The organism is Hymenobacter sp. 15J16-1T3B (genome assembly GCF_020711235.1).
GTDB lineage: Bacteria > Bacteroidota > Bacteroidia > Cytophagales > Hymenobacteraceae > Solirubrum.
The window spans coordinates 41,707-64,591 of the sequence record NZ_JAJFAV010000018.1 but is presented as its reverse complement, the minus strand read 5'-3'; the positions used below and the strand labels follow the sequence as shown (position 1 = coordinate 64,591).

General features: G+C 63.0%; 23 protein-coding genes. 10 read left to right on the top strand and 13 right to left on the bottom strand.

Translation table 11 applies throughout. The features are described 5' to 3' along the window. Positions 1-31: 31 nt before the first annotated feature. The 3 genes from LJ737_RS23320 to LJ737_RS23310 are packed head-to-tail and all read right to left on the bottom strand — an operon-like array spanning position 32 to position 3,912. On the bottom strand, positions 32-2,287 hold the full coding sequence (locus LJ737_RS23320; protein WP_227769188.1) for a type IV secretory system conjugative DNA transfer family protein: 2,256 nt from the start codon (positions 2,285-2,287) through the stop codon (positions 32-34). Between the two features lie 25 nt (positions 2,288-2,312). Then, on the bottom strand, positions 2,313-3,347 hold the full coding sequence (locus LJ737_RS23315) for a DUF5712 family protein (protein ID WP_227769187.1): 1,035 nt from the start codon (positions 3,345-3,347) through the stop codon (positions 2,313-2,315). 7 nt (positions 3,348-3,354) lie between these two features. Beyond that, on the bottom strand, positions 3,355-3,912 hold the full coding sequence (locus LJ737_RS23310) for a BfmA/BtgA family mobilization protein (RefSeq protein WP_227769186.1): 558 nt from the start codon (positions 3,910-3,912) through the stop codon (positions 3,355-3,357). Between the two features lie 885 nt (positions 3,913-4,797). Between LJ737_RS23310 and LJ737_RS23305 the strand changes: the two genes are divergently transcribed. From LJ737_RS23305 to LJ737_RS23285, 5 genes are all read left to right on the top strand, one after another. After that, positions 4,798-5,565 carry a ParA family protein gene (locus LJ737_RS23305; protein ID WP_123823395.1) on the top strand — a complete coding sequence of 256 codons (768 nt, stop codon included), beginning with the start codon at positions 4,798-4,800 and terminating at the stop codon, positions 5,563-5,565. A gap of 311 nt (positions 5,566-5,876) precedes the next feature. Next, positions 5,877-6,050: a hypothetical protein gene (locus tag LJ737_RS23300; protein ID WP_227769185.1), complete on the top strand. Its 174-nt coding sequence runs from the start codon at positions 5,877-5,879 to the stop codon at positions 6,048-6,050. An 873-nt stretch (positions 6,051-6,923) separates the two neighbouring features. Then, a complete protein-coding gene (locus LJ737_RS23295; RefSeq protein ID WP_227769184.1) occupies positions 6,924-7,868 on the top strand; it encodes a replication initiation protein in 945 nt (314 codons plus the stop codon). A 183-nt stretch (positions 7,869-8,051) separates the two neighbouring features. Beyond that, positions 8,052-8,375: a helix-turn-helix domain-containing protein gene (locus tag LJ737_RS23290; protein WP_227769183.1), complete on the top strand. Its 324-nt coding sequence runs from the start codon at positions 8,052-8,054 to the stop codon at positions 8,373-8,375. Positions 8,376-8,379: 4 nt separating this feature from the next. Further along, on the top strand, positions 8,380-9,657 hold the full coding sequence (locus LJ737_RS23285) for a type II toxin-antitoxin system HipA family toxin (protein WP_227769182.1): 1,278 nt from the start codon (positions 8,380-8,382) through the stop codon (positions 9,655-9,657). Between the two features lie 55 nt (positions 9,658-9,712). On the opposite strand, the gene LJ737_RS23280 is transcribed toward LJ737_RS23285, so the two are convergent. From LJ737_RS23280 to LJ737_RS23245, 8 genes are all read right to left on the bottom strand, one after another. Beyond that, complete coding sequence (locus LJ737_RS23280; protein WP_227769181.1) at positions 9,713-10,234, bottom strand: hypothetical protein; 522 nt, start codon at positions 10,232-10,234, stop codon at positions 9,713-9,715. 45 nt (positions 10,235-10,279) lie between these two features. Continuing rightward, the gene (locus tag LJ737_RS23275) at positions 10,280-10,555 is read right to left on the bottom strand and encodes a hypothetical protein (RefSeq protein ID WP_227769180.1); all 276 of its coding nucleotides are present in this window, start codon (positions 10,553-10,555) and stop codon (positions 10,280-10,282) included. A 55-nt stretch (positions 10,556-10,610) separates the two neighbouring features. Then, positions 10,611-10,889, bottom strand: coding sequence for a hypothetical protein (locus LJ737_RS23270; protein ID WP_227769179.1), 279 nt, complete (start codon positions 10,887-10,889; stop codon positions 10,611-10,613). Between the two features lie 78 nt (positions 10,890-10,967). After that, complete coding sequence (locus LJ737_RS23265; protein ID WP_227769178.1) at positions 10,968-11,534, bottom strand: hypothetical protein; 567 nt, start codon at positions 11,532-11,534, stop codon at positions 10,968-10,970. A gap of 241 nt (positions 11,535-11,775) precedes the next feature. Next, positions 11,776-12,171, bottom strand: a complete 396-nt coding sequence (locus LJ737_RS23260; protein ID WP_227769177.1) for a hypothetical protein — start codon at positions 12,169-12,171, stop codon at positions 11,776-11,778. A gap of 44 nt (positions 12,172-12,215) precedes the next feature. Beyond that, positions 12,216-12,545 carry a hypothetical protein gene (locus LJ737_RS23255; RefSeq protein ID WP_227769176.1) on the bottom strand — a complete coding sequence of 110 codons (330 nt, stop codon included), beginning with the start codon at positions 12,543-12,545 and terminating at the stop codon, positions 12,216-12,218. Positions 12,546-12,578: 33 nt separating this feature from the next. Further along, positions 12,579-12,869, bottom strand: coding sequence for a hypothetical protein (locus tag LJ737_RS23250; RefSeq protein WP_227769175.1), 291 nt, complete (start codon positions 12,867-12,869; stop codon positions 12,579-12,581). Between the two features lie 77 nt (positions 12,870-12,946). Continuing rightward, entirely contained in the window at positions 12,947-13,942 is a 996-nt protein-coding gene (locus LJ737_RS23245; protein WP_227769174.1) for an ArdC family protein, read from the bottom strand. 375 nt (positions 13,943-14,317) lie between these two features. Between LJ737_RS23245 and LJ737_RS23240 the strand changes: the two genes are divergently transcribed. The 5 genes from LJ737_RS23240 to LJ737_RS23220 all read left to right on the top strand — a co-directional run bounded on the left by LJ737_RS23240 (position 14,318) and on the right by LJ737_RS23220 (position 18,494). After that, positions 14,318-14,785, top strand: coding sequence for a LexA family protein (locus LJ737_RS23240; RefSeq protein ID WP_110980514.1), 468 nt, complete (start codon positions 14,318-14,320; stop codon positions 14,783-14,785). A gap of 608 nt (positions 14,786-15,393) precedes the next feature. Beyond that, positions 15,394-16,209: a phosphatase PAP2 family protein gene (locus LJ737_RS23235; protein ID WP_227769173.1), complete on the top strand. Its 816-nt coding sequence runs from the start codon at positions 15,394-15,396 to the stop codon at positions 16,207-16,209. Between the two features lie 97 nt (positions 16,210-16,306). After that, positions 16,307-17,332: a YncE family protein gene (locus LJ737_RS23230; RefSeq protein ID WP_227769172.1), complete on the top strand. Its 1,026-nt coding sequence runs from the start codon at positions 16,307-16,309 to the stop codon at positions 17,330-17,332. Continuing rightward, positions 17,329-18,045: a phosphatase PAP2 family protein gene (locus LJ737_RS23225; protein ID WP_227769171.1), complete on the top strand. Its 717-nt coding sequence runs from the start codon at positions 17,329-17,331 to the stop codon at positions 18,043-18,045. The genes LJ737_RS23230 and LJ737_RS23225 overlap by 4 nt, the downstream gene beginning before the upstream one ends. A 32-nt stretch (positions 18,046-18,077) precedes the next feature. Next, on the top strand, positions 18,078-18,494 hold the full coding sequence (locus LJ737_RS23220; RefSeq protein WP_227769170.1) for an EamA family transporter: 417 nt from the start codon (positions 18,078-18,080) through the stop codon (positions 18,492-18,494). A 16-nt stretch (positions 18,495-18,510) separates the two neighbouring features. Here LJ737_RS23220 and LJ737_RS23215 read toward each other — a convergent pair whose 3' ends face one another. Both LJ737_RS23215 and LJ737_RS23210 read right to left on the bottom strand, forming a co-directional pair. Next, entirely contained in the window at positions 18,511-21,657 is a 3,147-nt protein-coding gene (locus tag LJ737_RS23215; protein WP_227769169.1) for an efflux RND transporter permease subunit, read from the bottom strand. Positions 21,658-21,806: 149 nt separating this feature from the next. Continuing rightward, on the bottom strand, positions 21,807-22,820 hold the full coding sequence (locus LJ737_RS23210) for an efflux RND transporter periplasmic adaptor subunit (RefSeq protein ID WP_227769168.1): 1,014 nt from the start codon (positions 22,818-22,820) through the stop codon (positions 21,807-21,809). Positions 22,821-22,885 lie beyond the last annotated feature (65 nt).

Genomic DNA, 22,885 nt, shown 5'->3' with positions numbered 1-22,885 from the left:
CTTAACGTCCCTTTCTGCTGGGTTTTCGAGGCTATTCGACCTCGTTCTTGGTGGCTCCTGCTAAGGTATTTGCGTGCAGGGCCAGGGTTTCTCGGACCTGCTGGCTGACGCGCCGGTAGTTCTCCTGAACCACCACCGTGAGCGTGGCGGCGCTATCTTCTTCGCTGTCGCCGAACGTGGCCACCGGGTGCAGCGGGAAACGCTCCGGGGTGGCATCGGCCCGGGAGATGATACCCTGGAAGAAGGTGCGCTCGGTTTCCACGGTCTGCCCGATAAACTCGCCCTGCTGCAGGCTGATGGCGTCCTGCACCCGCACCAGGTTGCGCTCCTGGTAGCTGGTGCTCAGGTTGGAACTGTGGCTGCCGCGGCTGCCCGCCCCGCCCTGGCTCTTGCCGGTGCTGGTGCTGTGCATCTGCTTGTCCTCGCGGCCCACGAGCTCGGAAATGAACTTGGCCGTGTCGAGCGAGTTGACCTTGCCGAAAAACTGGTTGTTGAGGTTGGAAACCATAACCTTCATCTTTTCAGGACCATAGGCATCGGTCATCTGCGCCAAATCCTGGGTCATGTAGATGGTGGCCACCTTGTTGCTGCGGGCCGTGGCGGGCAGCAGCTCCAGCCCCGGCACGTAGACCGTGGCGGCCTCGTCGAGGAACACGTAGCTGCGGTGCTTGTGCTGCTGGTTCATGAGCTTGATGGCCACGGTGATGATGCAGCTGACCACCGGCGAAAAGGTTTCCTTTAGCGTGGGGTCGTTGCCGATGCAGAGCAATGCCGGCTGCTGGGGGTCGTTCAGGTTCAGCGAGAACCCCTCCCCTTTCGCCTCGTCGGGCGTGAGCACCCACACGATTTCCGGGGAGTTGATGCGGTTCAGTATCACCTGCAGCGTGCCCACCACGGCGGCTACCTGCTTTTCGGCCCGCTGCTCCACGGCCGTCACAATGCTGCGCACCATGCCGGCGCACTCGGGGTCGGTTTCCAGCATCGAGAGCACGTGCTTGAAGTCCTTGTGGATGGCCGTGGCCACTACGTGGGGGATGGTGCAGTAGCGCGGGAAATGCTTTTTGTAAAACCAGATGATGCCCGTCAGGTAGGCCACGGCGCTGATGTCGAAAAACTCCATCTTGCGGATGCTGGCCGGGTTTAAGTTGTTGATGATGGCCCGGGAGTACTCCTCGGCAAAAGCCACCACCGGCATGTCCGCGGCTCGCAAGGGGTTGACCCGCTCGCTGCGCGTCAGGTCGCGGAAGTTGATGACGTGCAGCACCACCGCCGGCTCGGGCTCCCCGTTGGGCAGTCGCCGCCCGGCATCCGGCCGGCGCCCGGCCAGCTCTAGCGCCTTCTGCGCCGTCTCCGCCAGCACCGGGAACTTGAAGTCGTAGATGAGTCCGGCAAAATTCTTGGCCGCCAGCTGCTCAATCACGGGCTCCCCGATGGAGTACGTTTTGCCCGCGCCGGCGCCGCCCAACACCAGCACGCCCCGGTAGGGATTGGGTACGTTCACCCAACCGCCCCCTTCCGTGGGCAAGCTGAACCCATCGGGTGTATCTACCTTCTTGCGCTCCACGCTCAGCCCAAAGTCCGGGCTTTTGGTCAGCGCCCGCAGCAGCCCCACCACAAAGCCGCTGGCCAGCACCAACGCCGCCGTCACGGGGTAGCCCACCCGGATAAAGCCGGCTGGGTACGACGCGATGCCGAGCAGCACGTAGGCGCTGAGCAGGGCCAGGCCCGCGCAGCTGGCCACCACGAGACGCACGGCCTGGGGCCGTAACGGCTTGCGGCGGGCCTGCCCCGGTTTGCGCGCCGGTGCCGGTTGCAGAAATACCAGAGCCAGGGCTACGAGCAGCAGCAGCCCCCGCAGGTACCCGCCGGCCGCGTCGTAAAACCGGCCGGCCTTCACCAGTACCTTCTGTTGAAATCCCTGCCCGGCGGTGGCCACGCGCAGGGCCGCTGTCCCACCCGTGCGCACGACCTGGTCGCCGGCCTGACTCGTGGCGGTGGCCAGCTCGGCCGCCGGCTTGCCCACCACGGGCGCCGCTTGCCGCCGCAGCCGCGTCCGCCGCGCTTCGGCCCGCTGCCGGTTGAGTACGGCCAGCCGGGCCGCCAGGCGCTGCCCGGGAGTCAGCCGGGGAGCCTGAGCGGCCTGGTGTTGCGCGGCGCGGGCCGCGGCCAGCTCCGCGGGGTGCAGCAGCACGTACCACTCGCCGGCCAGCAGGCCCGCCAGCAGCAGGGCCAGGATGAGCAAGACGGATTGTGAAGCGGACGCGGGCCGGGGTGGTTGGTTTAGCATGGGGGGGAAATAGGATGGGGTGGGTTTACATCTCGATATCCAGCTCGGCGCTGCGGCGCCCGGGCTTCTCGGCCACCTGCTCGGTGCGCTCGTCCCGGGTAGCTTGGGCGTTGCGCACCAGGTGTTGGACCGCGTGCAGGGCCGTCACCGCCTGGCGCTGCGGGGCCGGGGCCTGCTCCCGCCCGGTGCGCAGCAGCTTCAGGGCGTTGTCGATGGGTCGGCCGTCGCGGGCGCGCTCCTCCACCCGGCGCAGCATCCGGTAAAACGTCTTGTCAAACTGCCGGGCCTGGGCAATGGCCTGCACCCGGTCCGGCGCCAGGTGCTGCTCCCGGGGCACCAGCTGGTTGATGGCAGCCACGCGCCCGGCAATCTTCTCCAGCCGGCCGGCATCGTAGGCCGGGTCGCGTGGCCGGGCTGCCTTGGGCCGCAGCTTCTCGTGCGCCTGGGCCTCGTAGCCGAACTGCTGCTCAAACTGCCGGCCGGCCGCCGCTTGCCAGCGCATCAGGTCAAACCGCTGCCGGCGCCCGCCGGGGTTGAGGGTCAGCTTTTGCTCCCGGTCACGGGCGCTGACGATGATGTGCACGTGCGTCTGAAGGCCCGCGCGCTTGGCGCCGGCCTTGGCCGTGCCCGCCACTACCTCGGGGTCCGTCCCCCGGTGGGTGCGGTCCTGGTGGAGGATGGCCCCCCATACCAGGCTTTGGCTGTCCAGCTGCCGGCCACCGGGCAGCCGGAAGTTCTGCGCGTACTGGCCCATGACCTGCCGGGTGTACGCCTTGAGCTTGTCGGGGTCGTTTCCGATGTGGGCCAGCTCCTGCTCGCTGGGACTCAGCACCAGCGAGTAAAATTTGGCCTCCGTGGCCCGCAGTCCTTTCACGTTGGAGTCGATGCGTTGCAGCAGCTGCGCAGCGCCGAGCTCGTCCGAATCGGCGTTAAAAAACGTTGCTTCCTGCCCCTCCCCTACCGCTTCGTGCTGCAGATAATTCAGTGTTTGCGCGCAGCTGCCGGTATTGGTATACGCCGCTTTGCCGTGCGTTTTGGGGTTGATAAGTTTGACGTACATCGGCCTTTTAACCTGCTTTAAGTTCGCTGGAAGTAGCTCCTTCTTCTCCCGATTGCCCCGGATTTACTTTTCTTTCCACTGGCGCCTCGTGCTTTCCCGGGCCCTGTTTGCTGGCGGTCAGCAGCGCTTCTTTTACCTGCCTTTCTACCGCTTCTTCGTTGCGCTGGCGCAGCAATTGGAGCGCCTGCTGCTGCCGCTGCAGCTGCGCTTCGCTGAGCGTTTCCAGCTGCGCGTTCAGGTTGCTTACCAGGATTTCGTTCATGCGCAGCACCCGCTCCAGCGTGATGCGGGTACGCAGCATTTCTTCGAGCATGGCCGTGAGCAGCGTGCGCTCCTGCTCCTGCATGAAGCCGAAGACCCGGTCACCCAGCTTTTTTATCTGCTGCATGATGAGCTGCCCTTCGCGCGCTTCCGTGGCGCGGGGGTCGAGCCCTCGGGTAGCAAAGTACTCCACGGCCGCACTGGTGTAGGCCCCCAGGCTGGCGCCGACTTCCGCGGCCGCCGCGTCGGCTTTGCGGTAGGCAATGCTGTCGAGGGTAACCCGTTTGCGAAGCGCTGTACTCATGACATGTATGTTGTTGTTAGGCTCGCGGCCCACATTTACATCTGTAAACCAATTACTTACATTCAGATGGCCCGCTAAAACAGCTCTGCTGGTTTATAAATAACTCAGGAATAGCACGTTAGCTCTACGCCTGAGTTGTTCTTCTTGCTAAGACCATTCTACAGTTAGCAATAAGTTAGTAAGAAGCTAGTACGAAGCTTTGAACATTAGTGTTAGCTCCCGGGGCACTTCGCTTTCATTTGCCATCTAGGTTCTGAATCAAACCCGTTGCAACAGACTATGCACCCAGGCTCCTCCAAAACCTGATTTGGCTAATTGCTGGTTGCTGGCTTTGATTCAATTATGCCGCATTGCAGCTCAAGGGCACGCCGACGCGGGTTTTAAGCTGCTGGGTTCAAATCAACAGTTCTGCAATTCTGCATTTCTGTTGCTGATATACGGCACCTGCTAGCTCTAACTGGTCGCTTGTGCCGCAATTCTGCTTTTCTGTAGTTCTACAGTTCTACCAGCTGTGCCCTTACGCGTCGGCTCCCTGCTTTCTGCTTTTGTGCAAATCTGTTGTCCTGTTGTTTTGTATTTCTGTTGAATTCACGTACTCACTAGCTACCCGCCCCATCTAGCTGCGGTTCTGCAAAAACACACTTCTGCAAACCTGTTTTTCTGTTGTTGTGTGATTCTGCTTTTTTGTTATTTAACTTTTCTGCAACTTGACAGAACCGCATGACGACAGAAAAGCAGAAATGCTTTTCTGGCTAAAAACACTTCTGCTTTTCAGCAAAAGTGTTGTTCTGCGCTTCTGGCTTTCTGCTTTTCTATTACTTTTGGTTTATTGTCCTGCCGGCGCGTTGCCCCGGTACCTACCTACGCCTCAACCCCACACCCACTATGTCCAAGGTTATCAGCTTTGCCACCCAGAAGGGGGGCTCCGGTAAATCCACGCTGGCTCTGGTGCTCGCTGCCCCGCTGGCAACGGAGTACGGCTTGCGCATCGCCGTCCTCGACTGCGACTACCAGCAGAGCATTGTCAAGACCCGCGAGCAGGTGGACGCGGCCAACTTCGCCAAGCTGCGCGAAGTCAACCCCGATGCCCAGTATCCCTACGACGTGTACCCCTGGCAGCTGAGCCAGATTTTTGACTTCATCGATAATCCCGAGCACAACTACGACCTCATCATCATCGACGTGCCCGGCCGCGCCGACGGCGACGACGTGTTCAACGCCCTGACGGCCTGCGACGCGGTGATAGTGCCCCTGGTGTCGGATTACCTGGACCGGGCTTCTACGGCCGAATTTATGACCATCCTGGAGGCCATCAAGAAAGCCGCCGACGACGCCCAGATTGACTTCCAGTACTACGGCCTGCCCACCAAGCGCGTGGCGGGGCAGCGGGAGGAGAAAGAGATGGACGACTATATCGATGGACTGGGCCTGGCGCGCTTTAACTCGTACCTAGGCCACCGCAAGGCCTACACCCGGGCCTCGACGCTTTACAGCCTGCTTAACCCGGCCTGGTCGCGCTACGCCGGCGGCTCCAAGGACACGAGCGAGGAAATCCGCCGCGTGTGCGAGGAACTCATCGAGCGCCTGGGCTTGCCCGACCGCCGTTCTACCGCGGCTACCACCGTATCCACCGCTTCAACCTCCGCTAAGTAATGGGCTTCGAGAAACCACAAATCACGCCGCGCCGCCGCATTGAAGTACCCGAAGAGGCTCGCCAGCAGGCCCGGGCGGGAATGGGAGGGGAGGCCACCCGCACGGCCACCACGCCGCCGGCGCCGGTAGAGCCCATTGCGCCCCCCACGCCCACAGCTGCGCCGGTAGTTGCGGCCCCTGCCCCTGAACCCGCAGCTATGGCGCCGCAGCCCACGGTCTCGCAACCAGGACCACCGACAGCCGCTCGGGCGCGTGCCTCCACGCGGGGCCGTAAGACCGCCGCGGCCGCGGCACCAGCCCCGGAGCCCGAAGTGCCCCTGCATACGGTGCAAATCGCCAAATCCGTGGTGCAGGAGATTAAGATGAGCCTGCTGCTGGCCACGCCGGGTCCGGACACCCCGACTACCATCAAGAACTACTTGGAGGCGGCCCACCGCCACTACGATGCCTACCTGCGTAAGTCTGGCAAGCTGCCGGTTAAGTAGGGGAGGGGCTTCTCTCCGCCGACTCAGTGCAAGCAGCCTCTTCGGGGGCTGCTTTGCTTTTGGGCGGTGGGGGAGGGGAGGCGCCAGGCTGCACGCGATGCCCTCTGGCTGCGCTCACTTTTTATAAGCGCCGGTCGTCTGGCAGCCCGCCCTTGCCCGCAGGCGGCGCAACTGCTGTGTTCCGCTGAGGGAGCTAAACCGCGCACCCAGGGCAAAAAGAGGGCATTTACTGCGGATAGTGGCCTGGGGTTGCGCTTATAAAACGTGCTAGTTGGCCGCTGGGAGCACTGCCGGGACTTATAAAAAGTGGTAATTCATTGTTAGCTAATAGTTAGCAAAAAGTTAGTAAACATCTGTTTGACCTTGAAAAAAGTTGGAATGACTTATAAAAAGTGGTGCAGAGCACCGATTCCCGTCTCGGCTTCGAGAAGCTGTAGTCGCTTATAAAACGTGAGATTAACTTTGAATCAGTAACTAACGTCTTAAAAAAGTGCAATCCATTAATGACGTCTGTTTTCTTCTGTTCGTTGTGTTGTTTTCTTGTTTGTTTGGCTGGTGGTTTGCAGCCGACCATCTAAAAGCTTATCGAGGGGGGTAACATCAACCTTTGTGAGTTATTTGCTATTACTTGTTCTATTTGTAGGGCTCATAACTCGCTGATACACAGTAGTATATAATGGTATAAAACCACTTTTTATAAGCGAAAAACCACTTTTTATACCTTTTATTACCACGTTTTATAAGCGAACTCTCACGTTTTATAAGCCTAAAGACCACGTTTTATAAGCCAAAAACCACGTTCAATTACCACTGTGGTTTTTTATCCTCTGCGGGCTTACATTTGCCTTATCCCGCGTCCGTATCTGCTACCCTATGAAGCCCGAAGAAACTGCCGTTGTGGTGGTGGAGCCCACCCCCGTTGTTCGCCAGCACAATGCCATCACCCAGGCGCGCTACGACTACACCGCTTGCCAGCTCGACATATTCTTCTACCTGCTCTCCCGGCTACGCCGGGACGACACGGCCGACCAAGAATACACGATTTACGTGAAGGATGTGGAAGCGCTGACCGGGCGGCAGTGGAACTACCAGCAGCTGCGCGAAGCGACGGCCGACATGGGCTCGCGGATGTTCGAGGTGGAAAGCGAGCGCACCTACCAGCAGCTGTGGATGTTTCAGCGCGTGGAGTACATCAAGGGCAAAGGCTGCCTGCAGATTCAGCTGGCGGCGCCAATTCGCCCCTACCTGTTCAACCTCAAGGAAAATTTTACGTCCTACCAGCTGCACTCGGCCCTGAAGCTGAGCAGCAAGTACGCCAAGCGCATCTACCAGCTGGTGAGCCAATGGAAGGACAAAACCTCGACCCGTACCTACCCACTGGACGAGTTCAAGCAGATGCTGCACCTGAAAGACCCCAAGGGCAAGGAGCCGGAGCTGTTTCAGAACATCAGCCAACTTAAAGCCCGGGTGCTCGACATTGCCGTGCGCCAGGTCAGCGAGCACACCGACCTCAAGATTGACTACGAGCTGGTCAAGAAGGGCAGGGCCTACGACGCGGTGCGCTTCACCATCGCCCGCCAGCACCCCCAGCAGCTGCCCATCCCGTTCGAGCAGCCGGCTGAGGACGCCCGGGCCTTCGCTGCCCGGCAGCACCTGGACGCGCTGGGCATTACCCAGCCGCAGCTGGTGGCCACCATCCTCGGGGATGCCAAGCACCTGGACCAGCTGTTCAAGTTCACCTACCAGCTGAAAACCGATAAGGTCAAGGCGACTAAAAATCCGGGTGGGCTGTTTTTGAAAATCTGCGGGTTGCGCTAGGTGCTTGCCTTCGGCTGGTGCGCCGTAGCTAATGGTGAGCGTCGTCGTAGTCAGGGAAAAAAGCCACAGGTTTTATACCGCTGCCAGTACAACCGGTTGCGGGACATGGGCAACGGCGGCAATTAAAATAATGCGCAATAAATTGGGCGCTATCAGGTATTTTTGCTCATCATATTGCGCATTATGCCAAAAGAATCCGTTGTCCTGTTACCACGATTGCAGCAGCTGCTGACGCAGACGGGGGAAAACATCCGCCTGGCCCGCCTGCGCCGCAAGCTCAGCGCGGCCCGGGTGGCGGAGCGCGCGGCCATCAGCCGCAACACCCTGCACGCCATCGAGCAGGGCGCTGCCACGGTGAGCATGGGGGCCTACCTGCAGGTGCTGTTCGTGCTGGGGCTGGAAAAAACCCTGCTCCAGCTGGCAGCCGACGACGTATTGGGCCGCAAGCTGCAGGATGCCGAACTGGTGGTTAGCGCCCGCGCCCCGAAACAATCTGCTGGCGAGTAGTTCCATGGCCAAAACCGCTGAACGCCGCCAGCTCTACGTGTACGCCGACTGGCAGGGCCTGGCCGATGGACCGCAGCTGATGGGCACGCTCTCGGCCGTGCCGGTGCGGGGCAAAGAAGTGTTTTCCTTTGCCTACGACGCGCAGTGGCTGGCCCAGCCGCAGGCCCAGGCGCTTGACCCGGCGCTGCAGCTGTTTGCCGGGCCGCAGTACCTGCCGGAAGACCAGTCCAACTTTGGCCTGTTCCTGGATTCCTCGCCCGACCGCTGGGGGCGGCTGCTCATGCGCCGGCGCGAAGCCGCCCTGGCCCGGCAGGAGGAGCGCCGCGAGCGGCCGCTGCTCGAATCGGACTACCTGCTGGGGGTCTTCGATGGCCACCGCATGGGCGGGCTGCGTTTCAAAACCGACCCGGCCGGCCCGTTTCTCAACGACAACCGGGCCATGGCGGCCCCGCCGTGGACGTCCCTGCGGGAGTTGGAATACGCCAGCTTGCAGCTGGAGCGGGTGGACGCGCCCCAGGACCCGGACTACCTTAAGTGGCTGTTTATGCTGGTCGCGCCTGGCTCCTCACTGGGCGGGGCGCGGCCCAAGGCCAGCGTGGTGGACGAGCACGGACAATTGTGGATTGCCAAGTTCCCCAGCGGGCAGGACGAGCACGACGTCGGCGCCTGGGAAGCCGTCGTGAACGAGTTGGCCCAGGCCGCCGGCCTGCAGGTGGCCACCGGCCGGGCCCAGCGCTTCAACAGCCGCCACCACACCTTCCTTTCCCAGCGCTTTGACCGCACGGCCACCGGCGAGCGGCTGCACTTTGCCTCGGCTATGACCCTGCTGGGCTACCAGGACGGCACGGACCACCAGGACGGGGCCAGCTACCTGGAACTGGCGGGCCTGCTCATCCAGCAGGGCGCCCAGGTGGCCGGGGACCTGACGGAGCTCTGGCGGCGCATCGTGTTCAACATCTGCGTCTCGAACACCGACGACCACCTGCGCAACCACGGCTTTCTGCTCACGCCCCGGGGCTGGCGCCTCGCGCCGGCGTTCGACCTGAACCCCATCCGCTACGGGCAGGGCCTCAAGCTCAACATCTCCGAAACGGACAATGCGCTCGACCTCGACCTGGCCCGGGAGGTAGCCCCCTACTTCCGCCTGTCGGCCGCACAGGCCGAAACGGTGCTCGCGCAGGTTGTGGCCGCGGTGCGGCAATGGCCGGACGTGGCCAGCCGGTATCAGGTCTCGCGCACCGAGCAGGAGCTGATGGCGGGCGCCTTCGAGGCGGCGCAGTAACCGGCAGAACAGCTCGCAGGCCGTTTACCAGCACGGAGCGCGTAGGCCGCAATGGCTAAAGTGGAGCCGGATACGTTGCCAGGCACCCCCGCTTATATGCTTCGTATTCGGGCTGGGCATCCGCCAGGTCGTCGGGGAATGCGTCGAACTGCTCGTCAGCATAAGCCCAAGCCCGAAGCTCCCGCCCTCTCTCCGCTACCGGGTCACGGTCGCGAGTACCGGGTAATGGCCGGTCAACGTCATCATGGGCGTGCCCCGATTCGTGCATGATGTCAAAAATCACTTCCCTTTTGCTGCCAAAACGGGGCTCTTTCTTTATCCAGAGATAAAAGGCCCGTCTCCCATCGGGGAGTGTCGTAGCACTACAGGTGGACCAGTCCTTGTCGTACAGGGAAAGCCCGATGTTCTGCGCGTAGGAATTTCTGATGAGTGCTTCGAGAATGCTATCATAAGCCGGGAGATTAACCCAGGCTTTAAACTCCTTGATTTTCATCTCGATTTGAGCGTCAGAAACCATACCGGAAGGGTCGCGGGAAATAACATCCAGCTCAAAGCTAGGCTCAGAGCGGTTAATCATCCCGGCACCGGGCACGGGGCATGATTTGTTGCCCATTGATACCCCTTACTCCGCGGCCGCTTCAGCGCGCACGACGGCAAAGAGGTCCTCTTCGGAGACATTGAGCACCCGCGCCAGCTGCTGCAGTTCGCCGACGGTGCAGGTACCGGGGCTGCGCTTGCGGGTGTCGTAGGTACGGGCCGACACGCCCCAGGCTTCCACGATGCGCTTGCGCGTACCGGCAACTTCCAGCAACTCGGCCAGGGTGGCGGGGTGGTGTACGCGCGGCGGGCTGGTCAGGGGCTCGGTGAAAGCCACGGTGGGGGAGGGCACTTTAGGCATGGAAGAAAGGCTAAAAAGGCACAGAATAAAGCGCGAAAGGTAGCCTGTCTACGTGCTAGCTGCTCACTTGGCTATAATTTCTTTTTCTTTCGGGCCCGTCTTCTGAGGCCAGCGTTTGCTCTTCCCAGCGCCCACACTCGGTCACGGCCAGGGCCAGCCACCGTTCTAGTCGGGCCGCATCGGTGCACCGGCGCATAAACGCTTCGGCGGCCTGCCGGCGAGCCGGCGCAATGGCCGGGTGCTGCAGGATGCAGCGCAGTTCCGTGCGCAGGGCCTCCAGTTGAGGGCAGAGGCCGGTAGCGGAGGCAATGGATGTATTCGAAGTAGCAGGCATCGGCGGTAAGCGGTGAGGAGTGAAACGGGCAGGCAGCGCGGGAGCCGCTCCGGTACCGGAGCGGCTCCCGCGCTGGGTTCAGCGCAGCAAAGCGGACTTCATCAGCAGCACCGGACCGGCCACTACGTCGACGGGCGAATAGTGCTCCAGGGGGTAGGTTTCGTACCACAGGGCCGTGGCCAGCGGGTTGATGGGGCGCCGGCGGTCTTTGCCCTCGTCGTCAAACACCAGGATGTAGCCCTCGTAAGGCCCATGCTGGGGGCAGTGCACGTCGATGTAGTTGGCTTCCAGCGCGGCGTACAGTTGGGCCAGGCCAAAGCTTTTGCGGCCCTTTTCGGGGCGTAGCTCGCGGGTGCTGCCGTCCACGCCCAGCAGCGTGGCGGCCCCCTCGGCGGGCAGCATGCCCGCGTGCTGGGTCAGGAAATACGTCCCGAGGGCCTGGCGAGTGGCGTAGGCAGCACCGCCTACTACCTGGAACGGGCCGCCATCGTAGCTCGTCGTCGGAAAGAGCTTGCCCGTGGTGCCACACAGGGCCACAATGTGCGCGGGCTGGCCGGGCGCGGTGCGCAGAAACAGGCGGGGCGGCAGCGGGAAGTTGGCGCCCTCGGGCCTCACCAACTCAGTGTTGTGCAGGCTGAAAAGCAACGGTTTGGCGACAATTGAACGGGGCGCATTTTCCATAATACAGAGCTGATTTATTGATGCTTGCCTCTGTATATTAAACGAAACAACCGCTCCGCTCGTTCTCTTTTTTACCTATTTTATGTATCTTTTTGCTCTTTTTAATCAGTCTTCTTTGCCCCACTGCCCGCATTAGGTGTCCCAACAAACAAGCGCAGCCGCCGAGTTTGGCGGCTGCGCTTGTTTGTTGGGACACGGCTGGAACTCAAGATTGCTCGGGACCGGCGTCAAGCAGCCCGCCGGAAAGGCGCCGGCGGGAGGTACGGCTGGTAGCGGGAGGGTCGGGTAGAGGCTCAAACCAGTCGCGGTAAGCCGTTGTCAGCCGGTCGGCCACGACGGCCAGGCGCTGCTGCTCGCCGGCGCGCTGCACCCAGATGTGGGCGCTGCCGCAGCCCACCTCGTAGCCGGGACCCAAGAGCTTCTTCACCGCCCCCGCCAGCCCGCGCAAATCGGTGGTATGGGTGTGAGCCTGCACGTGCCGGCGCAGGGCCAGCAGGCGGCGTTGTTCGGCCGCATTGACGGGTTGCTGCTCAATGGCCAGGTAGGCCTGCTGCGGAGGAAACGGGTTGGAGAGGGCGGCGGAGTTGGGTTGCTGGGGCATGGGAAGAGGGTAAACGTTAGGGAAAGCGCGGGTAGCAGGGTCGTTCAGGGCACGGCCAGGTAGCGCGGGTCCTGAAAGCCGGCCAGCAGCCGGGCCGTGGCAAAGGCGGCGAAATGGCCGCGGCGGTAGTCGGCGTGCAGCTGGCCCACGTGGGTAAACTCGTAGCGCAGGCCCGTATGCCCCAGGGGTACCAGGAACTGGTCGGCCTCCTCGGCGCTGAAGCCGCTCAGGTCGCGCCCGCCCCGGCTGAGCAGCAGCTGCACGCCGGGCCGCTCTCCCGGGCCGCGCTCGTAGACTTCGTAGATGAGGCCCACCGCGTGCTCGCGGGGGTAGAGCACGGCGTCGCCGACGGTTAACTGCTGGGCTGCGGGCATACGAATGGAAATAGCGTGAATGGCGGGAGCCCCTCAAAGCAGCAACAGGCGGTACTGCCCGGCCTGGTCTTCGCGGGTGGCGCGTACGGCTTCGCGGGCCAAGGGCCGCAGGGCGTTGACCAGCGCGTCAAGCACCTGAAAGTCTTCAATGGTGGCCACCCCCACCGGCAGGCGCTCGGCTACTTCGAGCGTGAGGCCTTCGCTGCTCAGGCCGTAACCGCGCTGCTGCATATCAGCTTCGATGTCGGTGAGCACGGCGGCTACCCGCGCGCGGTAGTGGTTCCAATCGGGGTCCCCGAAAACGGGGGCTTCACTTGCATTCATGGGGCGGTAGGGGAGAAGAGGGTGAAAAAGCAACCAGCCAGGTGGGCAGCCGCCGGCCGCGGCTGCCCGACCGGGGCTTATGCGGCCGCTAGCCAGCTGAGTTCAGCCGCTCTGTACTGTTGGCTCACTTCGTCTTCTTCGGGCACCAGCTCCACCACCCGGGGCGGCGCGGGAGCGGCCACCGGCTCGCCCTCCTCGACCACACCCAAAATAAGCTTGGCGGCGCGCTGGGCCTTGCTGGCTGCCTGTAGCACCAGCTTTTTGTCGTTTTTCAGACGCTCCAGCCAAGACTGGATGTAGGCCACGGCATTGGTCTCGGTCTGGGCCGTATCGAGCCCGGCCGCGGCGCAGAGAAAGGAAGCACCCATTTCGGCCGTCAGTTCCTCGCGGGCGTAGCTGGCCGAGCGCTTGCCTTCGCCGGCGGTCAGGTCTAGCCGGTCGAGCCGGGAAGCGTGGCCCGTGCTGTGGGTCAGCTCGTGAAACAGGGTCGCGTAGTAGCCTTCGGCGGTGGTGAAGGTGTCCCGCTCCGGCATGTTCACCAGGTCAAGCGCCGGGGAGTAGTAGGCCCGCTGGTGCAGGTGTTCAATGGCCGGGCGCCCGTCCCAGTTGCGCACAATGGCCTCGGCCGCCTCAATGGGCGTGTGCGCGTGGCGTTCCACCGCGGGCAGCACAAAGTCAATATTTTCGATGTCCTCTACTGAAAACACGGTGTAGTACTTCAGGAAAGGTGTTTTTTCTTCCTTGCCGGTTTGCTCGTTCTCGCGTACCGACACGTTGTAGTACACCACCGGGTGCCCCTTGGCGCCCTTGCGCACGTTACCGCCCAGGGCCAGGGCCTGCTTGAAGGTTAAAAAGAAAGGCAGCGCGCCGCTGAAGTGCAGCAGAAAGGCGTTGATGCCCGTGTAAGCCGCACCCGTGGCGTAGTTGCGGGGCAAACCATACACCGCGTTCCACGGCTTGCGCCACGGAATGATGCCGCCTTCCAGCGCGGCCACAATGCGGTCGGTTACAATCTGGTAAACGTCGGGGCGGGGAGTAGCGGTACGGGCGGCGTTCTTGCGGGTCTTTTTCATGATAAAGCGCTGTTTTCGTGGGCGTTTATTATACTTATTAAACGAAAAAAGCACCCTTATAGTTTTCTTTTTGCTCTATTTATTATATCTTTTTGCTCTTTTTACACCTCCTTCTTTCCCCCACTGCCCCTTTGTGGCTGCGTCGAAATGACGGTGTGACAGCAGCTTAAAAACCACTTTTTATAAGCGGCAGTGTAGGTTGATGAGCCTTCGGCCAGTCAGCTTGCGTGGTCGGTTCGGAGGGGGGCGTGACTGGGTAACACCCGGGGTATTGCCGGTAGCCTTTCCCAACTTTCGGCTACAATTTTTAGCCTTGTTTCTACTAATTTTATTAGCAGCACGTATTATTGTGGCCACGCCTATGCTACACCACCCATGCGCAACGTCGAATTAATCCCGGTCCACGACTCCCAAACCCCATTTTTGCTTCCTCTCTTTAGCTGCTCGGTGTCCGCCGGCTTTCCCTCGCCGGCGTCCGATTACACCGATGAGCTATTTGACCTGAACCGCCTGCTCCTGCGCCACCCCGATGCCACGTACCTGGTGCGGGTAAGCGGGGAGAGCATGAAAAACGCCGAGATTCACGAGGGCGACCTGCTGGCCGTGGACAAGCAGATGGAAGCCGACCACAACCACATCGTGGTAGCCGTGGTGGACGGGGAGTGCACCGTCAAGCGCTTGGTGTGCGAGCACGGCACCTGGTGGCTCAAGCCGGAGAACCCGGACTACCAGCCCTGGGAGATTCACGACGCGGGCGCCGTGCGCATCTGGGGCGTGGTGACCCACGTGCTGCACGAGCTCGTGCCCGGCAAACTGGCGGCCCTGCTGCGCACCCGCGACTAGCTATGTACGCCTTAGTTGATTGCAACAAGGGGTAGCACAATAGTAGGAACCAAAATTCCCGCTAAGCGGGGAAAGTACCTACAGGGCCAAGTATAGACCTGTCTACCGTGCCGAACAGGACTCTCGTGCCGTATGCTTATTTATAAAGCAGGTGTAGCGTAGCGGCTAGCATGAGCAGCTGCTCCGTTGTAACTGCTCCCGAATGTCTTCAGAATTGTACGCTAGTTTGCCACACAATATCCTCTCCTGTGGCCGCTACTACGCCTTTTTTTCGTCATACGCCCCACGTTACGGGTGCTTTGTCGCTCCCCCCGGTGCCGGAGCGGTACCCCTTTCACGACAATGATGCGTGTCCGATCGGGCAGGACGTCAAGCGCAGCGACGACTGGCAGTACTATGACCCACGCACTGTGGAGGAAACACGAGTACGCTGCGAGCACTGCGCCGCGTTGAGCCGGGCTGGCTGCTGATAACGGCGCACGACTAGCCGCTAGCCGTCCGCGATGCCGTCACCCGGAAGGTGTTCAGAATGTCTCCAGAATCGCCTCGTACACTGCCGCTGAGCCAACAGGCCGGGTCGGTCGGGGCTGGTTAAACTTCTGAAGACAATGGCGACACCTTTTCGTTTCGTATGGCTGCTGGCCGGTAGCCTGAGTATGAGCAGCGCGGCTTTGGGCCAAGTAACCCCGCCGGCCGCCGCGCCCGATACCACGCACAAGTTTGAGAACCCCGCAGGCGTACCGGCCGTCGTGAAAAAGCCCTGGTACCGGGGGAAGTTGGTGAAGGCGACCATCGTGCCGGCGGTGCTGATCGGTTACGGGGCGTATACCTTTAACGGGGGCGGCTTCTACACCAACCAGCAGGCCAACCGCGACATTCACCGGCTGTTCCCGACCTACCGCACCCACCTCGACAACGTGCTGATTTTCGCGCCCTACGCCGAATTGGGCCTGGTGGCGCTGGCCGGGGTAGAGTCGCGCAATGACCGCCTGAACACGTTGCTGGTCATCGGCAAGTCGGAGCTGATTATGCTGGCCTCGGTGTACGCCGTGAAAGCCCTGACCCGCGAGGAGCGACCCGACGGCTCGGACAACCTGTCGTTTCCGTCGGGCCACACGGCGCAGGCGTTTCTGGCGGCCAGCATCGTGCACAACGAGTTCCGCGACAAAAGCCAGTGGTACGGTATCGGGGCTTACACTATTGCCACGGGCGTCGGCGCGCTGCGCATGATTAATACCAAGCACTGGCAATCGGACGTGGTGGCCGGGGCGGGCTTCGGTATTTTGTCGGCCCACCTGGCGTACCTGTCGCACCGTAACCGCTGGGGCCGCAAGCCGCGCATCCTGAATGGTACCTCCTGGACGCCGACGGTGTACCCGGGCGGCGGTATGGGCTTGGGCATGACGTGGCATCCGACTAACTAGCCCAAGCCCGATAACAGTAGTCGGACGGTCGTCCAGATGGCTATGGACCGCACTCCGGCACAGATTAACTACAGGTTTGCCCGCTACGTTGGAGCGCATGAAAACCCTCCTACTTCTCTCCGCATTCGGCTTGGGCAGCATTCTGCCGGCTCGCGCCCAGGTATCCACTCCTGCCGCCTATCACTTGCTGCACACCACGACCGTGGGTGGCGAAGGCGGCTGGGACTACTTGGCCGTAGATGCCAGCGCCCGGCGGCTGTACCTGTCGCATGCTACGCAGGTAGAGGTGGTGGACTTGCGCACGCACCAGAAAGTGGGCACCATTGCCAACACGTCCGGCGTACACGGTATTCTGCCGCTGCCCAAGCTGGGACGCGGCTACATCACCAACGGCCGTGCCAACACCGTGACCATCTTCGATCTGAAAACATTGAAGCCGCTCGGCAGCCTGCCCACGGGTGCCAAGCCCGACGCCCTGCTGCAAGACGACTTCTCCGGCCGGGTGTTCGTGTTCAACAACGCGGGCAGCAGCGCCACCGTCATCGACCCGGTGACCGATAAGGTGGTGGGCACGGTGGCGTTGGGCGGGGCCCCCGAAGCCGGCGTAGCCGACGGCAAGGGCCGGATCTTCGTGAACCTGGAGGATACCAACGAAATCGTGGTGTTCGATGCCAAAACCCTGGTCGTGAAGCAGCGCTGGTCGGTGGCTCCGGGTGAGGAACCCAGCGGCCTGGCGTTGGACCGTAAACGCCACCGCCTCTTCAGTGTGTGCGCCAACGAAAAGGCCATCGTGCTGGACGCGCAGACCGGTAAGGTAGTGGCGCAAGTACCCATCGGCAAGGGCGTCGACGGGGTGGTGTTTGACGAGGTGACGCAAGCGGCCATCAGCTCGAACGGGGAGGGCACGCTCACCGTCATCTACGCCGATTCGCCCACCAGCTACCGCACCGAAACCATATCCTCAGCCCGCGGGGCGCGCACCATCACGCAAGACCCGACGACGCGTCGGCTCTACCTGAGCACGGCGGAGTTCGGCCCGGCGCCGGCCGCCACAGCAGAGGTGCCGCATCCCCGGCCGAGCGTGGTGCCGGGCACGTTTAAAGTGTTGGAGTTCGGACGATGAAGCAGCGGCTGTTCGTTTTTTACCAGAAGGCCCGGACGGCGCTACGTGGGCACGGTGCCCTGGTGGCCTTGCTGCTGCTGGGCATCGGGGCGCCGTGGTTCATCTTCGTGGAAGTGGCCGAGGACATCTGGGAAAGCGGCGGCTTTATCGGCGACCAGGCTATTCTGGAGTGGATTCACCAGCTGGAGAGTCCGGGGCTGGACCAAGTGGCGCTGACACTCACCACGGCCGGCGGCCCGGAGGTGATGTCCGTCGTAGGAGTTGCTATTGCGGGCCTGCTCCTGTGGCGGCATCGGCGCACGGAAGCGTTGTTTTTCGCCCTATCCGTAGGCGGGGCGGTGGCGCTGAACGTGCTGGCCAAGACCATTTTTGGGCGGCCCCGGCCGGCGCTGTGGGAGTCCATCGCGCCGGCCAAGTTCTACAGCTTCCCCAGTGGACACGCTATGGGCTCGGCGGCGCTGGCGGCGGCGCTGGGCTTCCTGCTCTGGCGCACGCGTGGGCGCTGGGTGGTGTGGATAGGCGGCGCGCTGTTCGCGCTGGGGGTGGGGTTGTCGCGCATGTACTTGGGCGTGCATTACCCCTCCGACGTGCTGGCCGGCTGGGTGTGCTCAGTAGGCTGGGTGGTGAGTCTGCACGTGCTGTTTTCGCCCGATTTTCGGCAGCTGCGCACCTGGTGGCTCGCCAGCCGGGCGTACTGGCGCCGGCCTGCGTAAAGCTGGCTTATTTCCTTTTTTCGCTCCTGCCTATGTGGTGGCTCTACGCGCTCCTCTCCGCCCTTTTCGCGGCCCTGACGGCCGTGCTGGCCAAAATCGGTATCAAGGGTGTCGACTCTAACCTGGCTACGGCCGTGCGCACCACCGTCATTCTGGTGCTGGCCTGGGGCATCGTCTACTTTCGGGGCAGTCTGAGCGAGGTGCACACTCTCACGCGCACCAACTGGCTGTTCCTGGGTTTGTCGGGCCTGGCGACGGGGCTGTCGTGGGTGTTTTACTTCCGCGCCTTGCAGCTGGGCAAGGTGTCGCAGGTAGCGCCGGTCGATAAACTGAGCATGGCGCTATCCATTGTGCTGGCGGTGGTGTTTCTGGGTGAAAAGCTCACCTGGCAGACGGGCCTGGGCGCCGGGCTCATCATCACCGGGACCATTGTACTCATCTGGGGATAATTGCCGCGGAAGGTAGTCATTCAGCTACTACCGCCTGCGGAGCTGCAGCTGCCGGCCCGCGCCCGTACGCCAGGCGTAACAGGCTGGGCAGCACCACCAGCAGCAAGGGCAGCGCCAGCAGCAGCCCCCCGATGACGGCAATGGCCAGCGGCTGGTGCAGCTGCGCGCCGGCCCCGATGCCCAGCGCCAGCGGCAGTAGCGCGGCAATGGCCGACAACGCTGTCATCAGCTTGGGACGCAGGCGGGCGGCAATGGCGTAGCCGATGGCCTGCTCCACGGGGGCGTCGCGGCGGGCGTCGTTGAACTGCTGCAGGGTGAAAATGGCGTTTTCGCCGATGATGCCCACCACCATGATCAGACCGGTGTAGGAGCCTACGTTCAACGGCGTCCCCGTCAGGTATAGCGCCAGGCTGCCGCCGGCGGGACCGAGCACGGCTATCAGCAGAATGAGCGCGGCGGCTTTCAGGTCGCGGAACAGAAACAGGCCCACGGCAAATACCAGCAGGCAGGCCGTGACCAGGATGGTGAGCAGCTCCTGGAACGACTGCTGCTGCTCGGCGTAGGAGCCGCCGAACTGGATGAAGTAGCCGGGCGGCAGCGCCAGGTCGCGGTCGAGTTTCTGGCGGATGTCGCTCATGGCCGAGCCCAGGTCGCGGCCGTTGAGGCGGGCGGTAATGGCGGTCATGGCCTGCAGGTTTTCGCGCTCCAGCTCCGCGTCGCCGGCCGAGACGCGCACCGTTGCCAGCTCATCAAGGCGGCGGCGTTGCCCATTGGGCAGGAAAATGGGTTGCTGCCGCACCTGCTGCAGGCTGGCGGTAGCCGCGCCGGGGTAGCGCAGGCGGATGTTGAGCAGTTGCTCGCCCTCCAGCACGTTGCCGGCCACCACGCCGGCCAGCTGGGTTTGCAGCTGGGTCTGAAAGTCGGTAGCCGTGAGGCCGAACTGCGCCAGGCGCGCCGGCTCGGGCCGCACGTCGATGGACGGGCCCACGCGCACGATTCCGTTGAATACGTCGGCCGTGCCGGGCGTGCTTTCCACGATGGCGGCCACCTTGTCGGCCAGGGCGTAGCGGGTGGCGGCGTTCGGGCCGAACAGCTTGATTTCGATGGGCTGCACGGTGCTCATCAGGTCGCCGAGCATGTCGCCGATAACCTGGCCGAAGTCGATGATCAGGGCCGGCTGCGAGCTTTCGATGCGCTGGCGGATGTCGTCGATGACCTCGTCGGTGCTGCGCTTCCGGTCGGTTTTGAGACGGATGAGGTAGTCGCCGCTGTTGGGCTCGGTGATGAAGAAGCCCATCTGCGTGCCGGTGCGGCGGGAGTAGCTGGCCACCTCCGGCACCCGCACGATGAGCTTTTCGGCCTGGCGCAGCATGCGGTCGGTTTCCTCCAGCGAGGTACCGGGCGGGGAGTTGTAGTCGAGCACGATGGCGCCCTCGTCCATTTCCGGCAGAAAGCCCGTGGCCAGGCGCGGAATGATAAACCACATCAGCCCGATGAGCAGTGCCACGCCCACGACCGAATACGCCGGGTGGCGAATAACCGAGCGCACCCACGGAATTTCGTGGTGGGCGGCTTCGGTTAGGCTGGCACCGGCTGCTTGCTCATCCGCTGAAGCCGCCGCGGCGGGCTCAGCAGGAGCAACCCCAGCCTGGAGCGCCTCCCCATTCGGCTTCTTTCCGCCGAAACCCATGCGGGAGAGCAACAGATACAGCACCGGCAGCCCCAGCCAGGCCACCAGAAAGGAGCAAATCAGCGCCACAACCATCGTAGTAGCCAGTACCTTGAAGTAGGCGCCGGCCACGCCGCCGAGCAGGGCGAAGGGCAGGAAAATCACGATGGTGCTCAGCGACGAGCCCACCAGCGCCGGCAGCAGGTGCTGCACCGAGCGGGCCACGATTTCGCCCGTCGAGGCTTCCGGGTGCTCTTCCCCGACGCGGTGCAGCTGCTCCACCATCACCACCGCGTCGTCAATCATCAGCCCGATGGCGGCGGCGACAGCGCCCAGCGTCATGATGTTGAACGAGTACCCCAGGCCGAAGTACAGCACCGCAATGGTGAGGGCCAGGGCAATGGGAATGGCCAGCAGGATGGTGAGCGAGGCGCGGAAGGAGCGCAGAAACAGCGCCGTCACGACCAGCGCCAGCGCCAGTCCGATCCAGAGTGCGTCCTGCACCGAGCGCACCACTTCCGACACGAAATCCGACTGGTCGTAGTACGGGGCGAGGCGGATGCCGCGGGGCAGCCCGGCCTGCAGCGCCTTGATTTTGGCCCGCACCCCGGCCGCCACCTGCACCACGTTGGCATCGGGCTGGCGCAGCACCCCGATGAGCACCGCGTCGTGGCCGTTGGCGTTGATGCGGGTGTACTCGGGCTGCTCGCTGATACGCACGGTGGCCACGTCGGCCAGGCGCACCACGCGGCGGCCGTCGTTGCGCAGCACCACGTTTTCCACGTCCGATTTATCGGTGATGGTGGCGTCCGTCACGGTGAGGTAGAGGCGGCGGTAGTCGGCCAGGTAGCCGTTCGACTGCACGAAGTTGGTCTGCCCCAGCATGGTACTCACGTCGACGGGTGTGAGGTTGAAGGCAGCCAGCTGGTCGGGCAGCAGCTCTACCTCAAACTCTTTGGTGCGCCCGCCTTGAATCTGCACCGCCGACACGCCGTCGACCTGCGAAATGAAGGGCTTGACGGTGAGCAGCGCCAGCCGCCGCAGCTCCAGTGCCGAGCGGCCGGGTCCTTCCAGCGTGTAGCCCATCACCGGCAGAATGGCCGGATTCATGCGCTCCACGCTGATGTTGGTGCCGGCCGGCAGGTCGCTGCGTATCTGGTTGAGCCGCGACTCAATGTTCTGCTGGCTGCGCACCACGTCCACGTTCCAGTCGAGGTAGGCCGATATTTCGCAGCTGCCGCGGCTGGTGGTGGAGCGCAGCAGCGTGAGGCCCGGCACCTGCTTCATGGCGTCTTCCATCGGCTTGGTCACCGTTACCATCATCCGGTCGACGGGCTGCAGGCCGCTGTCGGCAATGACTTTCACCTTTGGGAAGGTGACTTCCGGGAACAGCGCCACCGAGATGCGCCGGTACGCCAGCACCCCCAGGGCAAGGCCGAGCGCCAGCACGACGGCAATAGGGGCCTTGTAAGCTTGAAAAACGGACGAACGCATGTGGTGGAGCGGGGTTGGCGACTACGTGACCGTCAGGCAGGGATGAGCGTCGCACCAGACGAATCCCATGCTGCCTGTCGGGTAGCACTTCCCGCGTTGAAGGATGATGAGTGAGTGGCTGGCAGCTTGGCCCGGGACGACGGTGCGGATTACTCCGTGGCCGGCTTGCCCGGCAGCTGCACGGCGGCGGTATCGTCGAGGCCGTAGTTGCCGGTCAGCACGATGCGGTCGGTGGGGGAAAAGCGCGGGCTGCGGATGACCACCCGGCCGTCCTGCTCCGGGCCAGGGCGCACGGCTACTTTCACGGCGGTGCTGTCGTTGAGCAGGCGCATCACCCAGAAGCTCGTTTGCGTCTCGTCGCTGAGCACGGCTTCGCGGGGCAGCGTGGCGGCCACCTGCGTGGCGGTTTTGTCGAGGTCGACGGTGACGGTGAGGTTTTCGGGCAAGGCCGGGACCGGGCCCAGCGGGCGGATGGTGTAGCGCTGGGTCTGGACGGTCACGTCGGCGGCGGGCAGCGGCTCGGTGACGCGCCCTGGTAGCACGCGACCGTCTGGTAAGGTGATACGGCAGCTTTGGCCGGGGTGCACGTAGCGCAGCTGCGTCACGGGCACGTCGAGCACGAAGCCGAAGCGCGACTGGTCGTACACCGTGCCGAGCGGCTCGCCGTCCTGCACGTAGTCGCCAGCCAGCTTATCGACGGTGGCCATGACGCCATTGCGCGGGCTCGGAATGCGGATGATACCGCTGAAGCGCAGCTTCGGGTCACCGGTCAGCTGGTCCAGGTGCAGGGTGCGCGACTCCTTGGTCTGGAGCGTGAAAACCGTCTGGCCCGCCCCGACGTGCTGGCCCAGCACCGGCACCGGGGCCACGAGGTAGCCAGTCGTCGTAGCGCGCAGAATGTCCTTGGCCGGGTACGCCGTGACGCCCGTCAGGTGTAGCACGTCCGTCACGGTATCGGTCTGCACTCGGCCCACCGTCACGGCGGCGCGGGCGTGGACTTCTTCTTCCGCCGCCGCTTCATCGGCTGCTGGGTCGGCCGCGCCGCCGCAAGCCTGCAGCAAAAGCAGCGGCAGCAGCAGGCGTACGCCCCAGGTCAGCTGGCCCAGGAGAGGCGGAGCCGTGGTGGCACGAATGGCAGATGGGATGAAAAGGCGAACAGACATGAAATCAGGAGAAAAGCGACGAGTACAGTCCACGAAACGAGAAGCCAGCAGCACGGAGGACCGGC

Bases quoted from the DNA above. Each gene is read 5' to 3' on its own strand.
- LJ737_RS23320 (WP_227769188.1), bottom strand. From the start codon at position 2,287: ATGCTAAACCAACCACCCCGGCCCGCGTCCGCTTCACAATCCGTCTTG.
- LJ737_RS23315 (WP_227769187.1), bottom strand. From the start codon at position 3,347: ATGTACGTCAAACTTATCAACCCCAAAACGCACGGCAAAGCGGCGTAT.
- LJ737_RS23310 (WP_227769186.1), bottom strand. From the start codon at position 3,912: ATGAGTACAGCGCTTCGCAAACGGGTTACCCTCGACAGCATTGCCTAC.
- LJ737_RS23305 (WP_123823395.1), top strand. From the start codon at position 4,798: ATGTCCAAGGTTATCAGCTTTGCCACCCAGAAGGGGGGCTCCGGTAAA.
- LJ737_RS23295 (WP_227769184.1), top strand. From the start codon at position 6,924: ATGAAGCCCGAAGAAACTGCCGTTGTGGTGGTGGAGCCCACCCCCGTT.
- LJ737_RS23290 (WP_227769183.1), top strand. From the start codon at position 8,052: ATGCCAAAAGAATCCGTTGTCCTGTTACCACGATTGCAGCAGCTGCTG.
- LJ737_RS23285 (WP_227769182.1), top strand. From the start codon at position 8,380: ATGGCCAAAACCGCTGAACGCCGCCAGCTCTACGTGTACGCCGACTGG.
- LJ737_RS23280 (WP_227769181.1), bottom strand. From the start codon at position 10,234: ATGATTAACCGCTCTGAGCCTAGCTTTGAGCTGGATGTTATTTCCCGC.
- LJ737_RS23275 (WP_227769180.1), bottom strand. From the start codon at position 10,555: ATGCCTAAAGTGCCCTCCCCCACCGTGGCTTTCACCGAGCCCCTGACC.
- LJ737_RS23270 (WP_227769179.1), bottom strand. From the start codon at position 10,889: ATGCCTGCTACTTCGAATACATCCATTGCCTCCGCTACCGGCCTCTGC.
- LJ737_RS23260 (WP_227769177.1), bottom strand. From the start codon at position 12,171: ATGCCCCAGCAACCCAACTCCGCCGCCCTCTCCAACCCGTTTCCTCCG.
- LJ737_RS23255 (WP_227769176.1), bottom strand. From the start codon at position 12,545: ATGCCCGCAGCCCAGCAGTTAACCGTCGGCGACGCCGTGCTCTACCCC.
- LJ737_RS23250 (WP_227769175.1), bottom strand. From the start codon at position 12,869: ATGAATGCAAGTGAAGCCCCCGTTTTCGGGGACCCCGATTGGAACCAC.
- LJ737_RS23245 (WP_227769174.1), bottom strand. From the start codon at position 13,942: ATGAAAAAGACCCGCAAGAACGCCGCCCGTACCGCTACTCCCCGCCCC.
- LJ737_RS23240 (WP_110980514.1), top strand. From the start codon at position 14,318: ATGCGCAACGTCGAATTAATCCCGGTCCACGACTCCCAAACCCCATTT.
- LJ737_RS23235 (WP_227769173.1), top strand. From the start codon at position 15,394: ATGGCGACACCTTTTCGTTTCGTATGGCTGCTGGCCGGTAGCCTGAGT.
- LJ737_RS23230 (WP_227769172.1), top strand. From the start codon at position 16,307: ATGAAAACCCTCCTACTTCTCTCCGCATTCGGCTTGGGCAGCATTCTG.
- LJ737_RS23225 (WP_227769171.1), top strand. From the start codon at position 17,329: ATGAAGCAGCGGCTGTTCGTTTTTTACCAGAAGGCCCGGACGGCGCTA.
- LJ737_RS23220 (WP_227769170.1), top strand. From the start codon at position 18,078: ATGTGGTGGCTCTACGCGCTCCTCTCCGCCCTTTTCGCGGCCCTGACG.
- LJ737_RS23215 (WP_227769169.1), bottom strand. From the start codon at position 21,657: ATGCGTTCGTCCGTTTTTCAAGCTTACAAGGCCCCTATTGCCGTCGTG.
- LJ737_RS23210 (WP_227769168.1), bottom strand. From the start codon at position 22,820: ATGTCTGTTCGCCTTTTCATCCCATCTGCCATTCGTGCCACCACGGCT.